The following is a 7,455-nucleotide window of genomic DNA, read 5'->3' on the forward strand; positions in this document are numbered from 1 at the left end:
AAGAGACAGCACCCCGACCCTGGAAGAGGTCCCCGAAGAGGTGGCCGCCGACGCCGGCGCGTCCGGGTTGACGATCAAAGACGTTCTCATCTGGCTGGTGGCGGCCGTCACCGCCGTGGGCGTGATCACGTTCCTCGCCCGCCGCACCCGCTGAGCCTCCGGCCGGTCAACGGCCGGAGCGCCGCATCGTGGCGGTGAACAGGTCGCCGCGCAGCGCCCGCTCCACCACCTCGATGGAGCGCGACAGGCGGACCAGCCGGGGCCCCTCCTCGCGGTAGACGTCGAGCACCGCCTCGATGGTGTGCGGCGGCAGGTGTCCTTTGAGGTCGACGGCGGCCGCCCGGTAACCCGCGCGGGCGGCCTCGATGGCCGAGGCGACGTGGTGCCTGGCCATGCTGGCGAGCGCGACCGGGTGCCGCCTGAGCACGTCGTAGGCGCGGTAGTCGGGCGGCACGGCGTCGAGCAGCCAGGCCACCGCCGTGGTCTCCCAGTCGGGCACGCTGGGCGGACGCACCTCGGGCGGCCACTCCGGCGGCAGATACATGACTCCATCGTACTCACGTTCGATTTCGGCTCATGGGACCAGGCGTGGTACGCCGTCCGCGACCCAGCGCCTGATCTGCTCCGCGGCCTGCTCCGCCACGGGATTTCCGGCAGGACGAGTGACCAGGTCGCTGAGCGCGAACATGTCCAGGACGCGCCCCAGATGGCCCCAGTCCTCCGCCAGGGCCAGGTCGGCGGGCTGGTGTTCGGCGAAGGCGCGGCAGAAGCCGTGGACGAACGGAACGGGGTAGTCGGCGCCGAAGCGGACCATGTTGGCCGCGTCGCCATAAGGGCATCCCGAATAGCCGAACTCCCAGTCGAGGACAGCATCGACGCGCCAGCCGCCACGCACGCGCGTGACCAGGATGTTCTTGGGGTTGATGTCGGCATGGACCAGCCGGGCGTGGTCATCGATACGGACCAGTGCCGGTGCGTGGGCCGCGCACAGCTCCACCCATTCCCGTCGTGTGTTCTGATCCAGACGGGCTTCGGGGGCGGCCGCCATGCAGACCTCGGCGACCTCGCGCAGCTGTTGTGACCACGGGCGTTCCGCGCGGACGGACAGATGCTCGTCGGTGAAGAAACCCCGGTGCTCGAACGTCACCGCACCGATTCCCGCCACTACACGTCCCACCTCGGCGCCGAGATCCTCCATGGTCGTCCCGGTGCACCCGTCGCCGGAGAGCACCTGGCTGAGCGGCGTCCCCGCCACGTGTTCCAGGACCATGGCCGGCCGAGCGTGCTCGTCATCAGCCGGGGCCGGCATGACCAGGAGGACCTGCGGGACGGGAACGTGCCGGGCGGCCGCCGCCATGACCGCGGCCTCGACGGCCGGATCCGGGCCGCCGAGCCGTGCGACGACCTGGCCGTCGGTCAGTGTGAGCAGGCACGTCTCGTGCGAGAACCCGCCCGCCAACGTCGATGTCCCCACCAACGTGCGGCCGAGCGCCACAGCGATGTTCTGCATTTCCTCGGGCTGCATCGACCCAGTCTCACGCCTGATCGGGCACGCCGCCGGCCATTCCGGCGGAACCTCCAGGGCGCGCACTCATGTTCGATTCGTCCGGATATGGCGGGGGCGGTTGGTAAGTCGGAAAATTGTCGTGTGACGGAGAAGATCGGGATCGTGGGCGCGGGCATCGTGGGCCTGGCGGTGGCGCGGGAGCTGGCCCAGGCCAGGGGGGCCGAGGTGACCGTGCTGGAGAAGGAGGGCCGCGTCGGCGCTCACCAGACCGGGCACAACAGCGGCGTCGTCCACGCGGGCATCTACTACCCGCCGGGCTCGCTGAAGGCAAAACTGTGCCGCGAGGGTGTGGCGCTGCTCAAGGACTACTGTGCCGCGCACGCGCTGCCGTACCTCGAGGTCGGGAAGCTGGTCGTGGCGAGCACCACGGCCGAGCGGCCGCGGCTGAGCGCGCTGGCCGAGCGGGCCAGGGCCAACGGGGTGCCGGGCATCTCCGAGCTGGACGGGCTGGGGCTGCGCGAGATCGAGCCGCACGCGGTCGGCGTCGGCGCGATCCACTCGCCGCGCACCGCGATCTGCGACTTCCCGGCCGTCGCGCGCCGGCTCGCGCAGGACGTCGCGGAGCTGGGCGGGTCCGTACGCCTCGCACACCCGGTCAGGGCGATCAGGGAACGCCCGGGAGGCGTGGAGGTGCTGGCCGGGCGGCGGAAGCTCGTCTTCGACCGCCTGGTGGTGTGCGGCGGGCTGAACACCGATGCGGTGGCCAGGATGGCGGGCTCGCCGGGGGACGTCAGGATCGTCCCGTTCAGGGGTGACTTCTACGCGCTCAAGGGTGCGGCCAAGGACCTCGTGCGGGGACTGATCTACCCGGTGCCCGATCCGCGCTATCCGTTCCTGGGGGTTCATCTGACGCGGCAGACCGACGGCCGGGTGCTGGCGGGGCCGAACGCGGTGCTCGCCCTGGCCTATGAGGGCTACGGTTCTGCCGTGCGATGGCGAAATTACTGCAATTTTCGGCAAATTTTTGGGTGGCCGGGGACCCTACGCCTGGCCCGCGCCCACTGGCGTACCGGGCTCAGGGAACTCCACGGCTCTCTCGTCAAACGCGAGTTCCTCCGTGCCACCCGCCGCTACGTCCCCGCGCTCACCGCCTCCGACCTGGAAAGAACCGAAGGCGGCGTACGCGCCCAGGCTGTCGCGCGCGACGGCCGCATGGTCGACGACTTCGTCGTGGACCTGCACGGCCGGGTCGTGCTCGTGCGTAACGCACCCTCGCCCGCCGCCACGTCAAGCCTGGCCATTGCCCGACACATTGCCGGAATTGTCCCGGCACCTGTCCGATGAGTGCATCCTTGAAGGTGATGGAAGCACGCCTGCTGATCGTCGAGGACGATCCGAACATCCTCGAGCTCCTCGCCGCGAGCCTGAGGTTCGCGGGTTTCGACGTGACCACGGCCAAGAGCGGCCTCGACGCCGTGGCCGCCGTGCAGCGGCACCGCCCCGACCTCATGGTGCTCGACGTCATGCTGCCCGACCTGGACGGATTCGAGATCGTCAGGCGGCTGCGCGGCGGCGGGCTGTACACGCCGGTGGTGTTCCTGACCGCCCGTGACGAGACCGAGGACAAGATCCGCGGGCTCACGATCGGCGGGGACGACTACGTGACCAAGCCGTTCAGCCTGGAGGAGGTGATCGCCAGGATCCACGCGGTGCTGCGTCGTACGAGCGGGGAGCCGCAGTCGCCGCCGCCGAGGCTGACGTTCGCCGACATCGAGCTGGACGAGGAGAGCCACGAGGTGTGGCGCGGGGGCAACGCCGTGGCGCTGTCGCCGACCGAGTTCAAGCTCCTGCGGTACTTCATGACGAACGCCGGCCGGGTCCTGTCCAAGCCGCAGATCCTCGACCACGTCTGGGACTACGACTTCAGGGGCGAGGTGGGCATCGTCGAGTCGTACGTGTCCGTGCTGCGCCGAAAGATCGACAACCGCAGCCCGCGGCTCATCCACACGTTGCGCGGTGTCGGCTACGTCCTCCGCCTGCCGCCGAGCCCTTGATGCGCGACCTGCCGCTGCGGATCAAGCTCATCGCGTCGATGCTGGCGCTGCTGGGGTTCGGCATGACCTTCATCGGCCTGGTGAGCGTCTCGGTGCTGCACGGCTACCTCATCGACCGGGTCGACAGCCAGCTCCACCTGCTCAGCCTGCGTATGCACAAGAAGGTCCTGAGCGACTGGAGGAGGGACAGAGAGACCTCCGACCGGCCGATCGCCATCGAGTCCGACGCGATCGTGCTGGTCAAGGAGCCGGGCGGCGCGTTCGAGCCGATGCTGATCGACCGTGACGTCGACCTGAAGCCGAAGCCGGTCCTGCAGTCCGCGCCGGGAGCCGAGCCCTACAACGCGCCCGCGATCAGGGGCAACGGCGAGTGGCGGGTGCTGGAGAGCATGGTCCGCCGGCGCACGCTCGTCGTCGCGGTGGACCTGGAGGAGGTCGACGCCATCACCCGGCGGCTCGTGCTCATCGAGCTGCTCGGCGGCGGCGGCATCCTGCTCATCCTGGCCGTCGTGGGCATCACGATCGTACGGCGCAGCATGCGTCCCCTCGGCCAGATCGAGCGCACGGCTGAGGCCATCGCGGCCGGCGAGCTGGGCCGGCGGGTGCCGGACGGCGACCCGCGTACCGAGGTGGGCCGCCTGGCCAGGTCGCTCAACGGGATGCTGGCGCAGATCGAGACAGCGTTCGCCGCCAGGTCGGATTCGGAGGCGGCGGCTCGGCGCTCCGAGGTCCGCATGCGCGAGTTCGTCGGCGACGCCTCCCACGAACTGCGCACCCCGCTGACCTCCATCCGCGGCTTCGCCGAGTACGCCAGACAGAACCCCGGCGCCGACCCCACCGAGCTGATGCAGCGCGTGGAGAAGGCCGCCGGGCGGATGAGCCTGCTCGTGGACGACCTGCTGCTGCTGGCCAGGGTGGACCAGCAGCGGCCGCTGAAGATGCGCCCGGTCGACATGCTGGCGCTCGCCGCGGACGCCGTACACGATGCCAGGATCCTCGCGCCCGACCGCGCGGTGAAGCTCGACGTGATCGGCGGTGCGGCCCTGATCGTCGCCGGCGACGAGGTGCGCCTGCGCCAGATCGTCACCAACCTCGTCACCAACGCCATCATCCACACCGAGCCGGGCTCGCCGATCACCGTCCGCGCCGGGGCCGGCGACGGCACGCTCTTCATCGAGGTCGTCGACAGCGGCCCCGGACTCACCCCCGACCAGCTGGAACGGGTCTTCGAAAGGTTCTACCGGGCCGACTCCGCCCGGTCGCGCCGGTCGGGGGAGGACCGGGGCAGCGGGCTCGGCCTGGCCATCGTGCAGGCGCTGGTGGAGGCCCACGGCGGCACGGTGACGGTCGAGAGCTCACCCGAGGACGGCTCCACCTTCCGGGTCGAACTCCCACTTGCCTTGGAGTGAGCCTTCAGCAAACCCTCAGGTGATTTTGTCACGCTGAGTAGGTGACGAAACCCGAGGCGCTGATCATGGTGGTGGACGACGAACCCAGCATCAGGGACCTCCTCTCCGCCAGCCTGCGCTTCTCCGGTTTCGAGGTGCTGACCGCCGCCGACGGGCAGGAGGCCGTGGAGGTGGCGGAACGGGCCTCGCCCGACCTGGTCGTGCTCGACGTGATGCTGCCCGACCTCGACGGGTTCGAGGTGGCCAAGCGGATCGGCACGCCCGTGTTGTTCCTGACGGCCCGCGACGCCACCGAGGACAAGATCGCCGGGCTGCGGGTCGGCGACGACTACGTGACCAAGCCGTTCAGCCTCGAAGAGGTGCAGGCCAGGATCCGGGCGGTGCTGCGGCGCACCCGCGGGGAGGGCGGGCCCGTCAGCAGGCTCAAGGTGGCCGACCTGGAGCTCGACGAGGACGCGCGCGAGGTGTGGCGGGGCGGCAGGCAGGTACGTCTGTCGCCGACCGAGTTCAAGCTGCTGCACTACTTCATGGTCAACGCCGGGCGCGTGTTGTCGAAGGCGCAGATCCTCGACCACGTCTGGAACTACGACTTCGGCGGCGACGCCGGCGTGGTCGAGTCGTACGTCTCCTATCTCAGGCGCAAGGTCGACGACGTCGAACCGCGGCTCATCCACACGCTCCGTAGCGTCGGCTACGTGCTGAGGGAGCCGCCCGCGGGCTGAACGCGCGACACCTCTGGCGCGCGCGGCCGGTGAATGTGATTCACGCTGGGTAGCGTGGGATTCATGGACCTGCTGGGCGCGTTGGAGACACTGCGCCGTCCCCTCGACCGCGAGGTGTTCCCGCTGGCGATCGGGGAGACCGCGGCCGACAGGCGTGCGCTGCGCGAGCTGACCGGCCAGCTCGACGACTACCTGCTGCCCCGGCTGCGCTCCCTCGACGCGCCGCTGCTCGCCGTCGTCGGCGGATCCACCGGCGCGGGCAAGTCCACGCTGGTCAACTCGCTGGTCGGGGCCGACGTCGCCGAGCCGGGCGTGCTGCGGCCCACGACGCTGGTTCCCACGCTCGTGGTCAGCCCCGCCGACCGCGACTGGTTCATGGGCCAGAACGTGCTCCCCGGCCTGTCCCGCGGCACCGGCGCCGGCCCCGGCACGCTGCGCGTGGTGACCTCCGACGCGCTCGGCGCCGGGCTCGCGCTGCTCGACGCGCCCGACATCGACTCCGTGGTGACCGCCAACAGGGAACTCGCCGCCCAGCTCTTGGCCGCGGCCGACCTGTGGCTGTTCGTCACGACCGCGGCCCGCTACGCTGACGAGGTGCCGTGGGGCTTCCTGCGTTCCGCCCGCGAACGCAGCACCGCGCTGGCCGTTGTCCTCGACCGCGTGCCGCCCGACGCCTTCGACCCCGTCTCGCGCGACCTGTCCCGCCTCCTCACCGAGAACGGCCTGGCGGACACCCGGCTGTTCACCGTCCCCGAGGTGCCGCTCCCCGACGAGAAGGCCCGGCTGCCCCATGAGATGGTGCGGCCCGTCGCCGCCTGGCTCACGGGGCTGGCCTCCGACGCCGCGGAAAGGTCCCGCGTCGTACGCCAGACGTTGTCGGGGGCGCTCGACAGCCTCGCCACCCGGGTGCCGTCGCTGGCCGGGGCCGTCGACCGCCAGCGCGCCGCCTTCGACGGCCTGCGCTCGATCGTCACGGGGGCCTACGCGGGCGGCATGGCCGACTTCGACGAGGGCATGCGCGACGGGTCGCTGCTGCGGGGCGAGGTGCTGGCCCGCTGGCAGGACTTCATCGGCACCGGCGACCTCATGCGCTCGCTGGAGAGCCGGGTGGGCTGGCTGCGCGACCGCGTCGTCGGCTTCTTCACGGGACGGGTGCCGGAGGTCCAGCTCAGAGACGCCTTGGAGAGCGGCGTCGAGGCGCTGATCAGGGGCGCGGCCGACGGCGCCGCCGAGCGGGCCCTGGAGGGGTGGTCCGCCGCGCCCGGCGGCCCCGGGCTGCTCGAACGGCTCGGCGCCGTCGAGTCCGCCCGGCTCGGCCGCGCCTCGCCCGAGCTGGCCGAGCGGGCCGAGGCAGCGGTGCGGGGGTGGCAGGAGTTCGTGCTCGACCTCGTACGCGCGGAGGGGGCCGAGAAGCGCACGACCGCGCGCGTGGCGTCGTTCGGGGTGAACGGGGCCGGACTGCTGCTCATGCTGGCCGTGTTCGCCTCCACCGGAGGGCTGACCGGGATCGAGGTGGGGATCGCCGGCGGGACGAGCGTGCTGACGCAGAAGCTGCTGGAGGCCGTCTTCGGCGACCAGGCGGTGCGCACGCTCACGGTGCGGGCCAGGGAGGATCTGCGCGAGCGGGTACGCACGTTGCTGGCCGAGGAGGCCGCCCGGTTCACCGCTCAGCTGGAGGCGGTCGAGCCGCCCGCGGACACGGCGGGGGAGCTGCGTTCGGCGCTGGCCCGCATCCAGGCCCACCGCACCGAACTGCCCGCGCC

7 protein-coding genes are annotated in these 7,455 nt (G+C 71.2%); 5 read left to right on the forward strand and 2 right to left on the reverse strand.

Features of this window, described 5'->3' with window-relative positions:
* Positions 1 to 166 precede the first annotated feature (166 nt).
* Positions 167 to 544: a hypothetical protein gene (locus tag E1294_RS50110; protein WP_132519830.1), complete on the reverse strand. Its 378-nt coding sequence runs from the start codon at positions 542 to 544 to the stop codon at positions 167 to 169.
* 30 nt (positions 545 to 574) lie between these two features.
* On the reverse strand, positions 575 to 1,525 hold the full coding sequence (locus E1294_RS50115; RefSeq protein WP_132519833.1) for a phosphotransferase: 951 nt from the start codon (positions 1,523 to 1,525) through the stop codon (positions 575 to 577).
* Positions 1,526 to 1,612: 87 nt separating this feature from the next.
* Between E1294_RS50115 and lhgO the strand changes: the two genes are divergently transcribed.
* From lhgO to E1294_RS50140, 5 genes are all read left to right on the forward strand, one after another.
* The gene (lhgO, locus tag E1294_RS50120) at positions 1,613 to 2,851 is read left to right on the forward strand and encodes an L-2-hydroxyglutarate oxidase (protein ID WP_132519836.1); all 1,239 of its coding nucleotides are present in this window, start codon (positions 1,613 to 1,615) and stop codon (positions 2,849 to 2,851) included.
* A gap of 17 nt (positions 2,852 to 2,868) precedes the next feature.
* Positions 2,869 to 3,561, forward strand: coding sequence for a response regulator transcription factor (locus E1294_RS50125; protein WP_246083853.1), 693 nt, complete (start codon positions 2,869 to 2,871; stop codon positions 3,559 to 3,561).
* Entirely contained in the window at positions 3,561 to 4,970 is a 1,410-nt protein-coding gene (locus E1294_RS50130; protein WP_132519842.1) for a sensor histidine kinase, read from the forward strand. The genes E1294_RS50125 and E1294_RS50130 overlap by 1 nt, the downstream gene beginning before the upstream one ends.
* Positions 4,971 to 5,035: 65 nt before the next feature.
* Positions 5,036 to 5,692 (forward strand): response regulator transcription factor, encoded by a 657-nt coding sequence (locus tag E1294_RS50135; protein ID WP_132519845.1) that lies wholly within the window; start codon positions 5,036 to 5,038, stop codon positions 5,690 to 5,692.
* Between the two features lie 63 nt (positions 5,693 to 5,755).
* Positions 5,756 to 7,455, forward strand: a 1,700-nt coding sequence (locus E1294_RS50140; RefSeq protein ID WP_132519848.1) for a GTPase domain-containing protein, incomplete at its 3' end; no start/stop codon positions are given.

Origin of the sequence: Nonomuraea diastatica, assembly GCF_004349015.1 — a bacterium.
Classification (GTDB): domain Bacteria; phylum Actinomycetota; class Actinomycetes; order Streptosporangiales; family Streptosporangiaceae; genus Nonomuraea; species Nonomuraea diastatica.

Excerpts from the sequence above, each read along its gene's own strand:
- E1294_RS50110 (WP_132519830.1), bottom strand. The coding sequence starts at position 544 with ATGTATCTGCCGCCGGAGTGGCCGCCCGAGGTGCGTCCGCCCAGCGTG.
- E1294_RS50115 (WP_132519833.1), bottom strand. The coding sequence starts at position 1,525 with ATGCAGCCCGAGGAAATGCAGAACATCGCTGTGGCGCTCGGCCGCACG.
- lhgO (WP_132519836.1), top strand. The coding sequence starts at position 1,613 with ATGGCGGGGGCGGTTGGTAAGTCGGAAAATTGTCGTGTGACGGAGAAG.
- E1294_RS50125 (WP_246083853.1), top strand. The coding sequence starts at position 2,869 with ATGGAAGCACGCCTGCTGATCGTCGAGGACGATCCGAACATCCTCGAG.
- E1294_RS50130 (WP_132519842.1), top strand. The coding sequence starts at position 3,561 with ATGCGCGACCTGCCGCTGCGGATCAAGCTCATCGCGTCGATGCTGGCG.
- E1294_RS50135 (WP_132519845.1), top strand. The coding sequence starts at position 5,036 with ATGGTGGTGGACGACGAACCCAGCATCAGGGACCTCCTCTCCGCCAGC.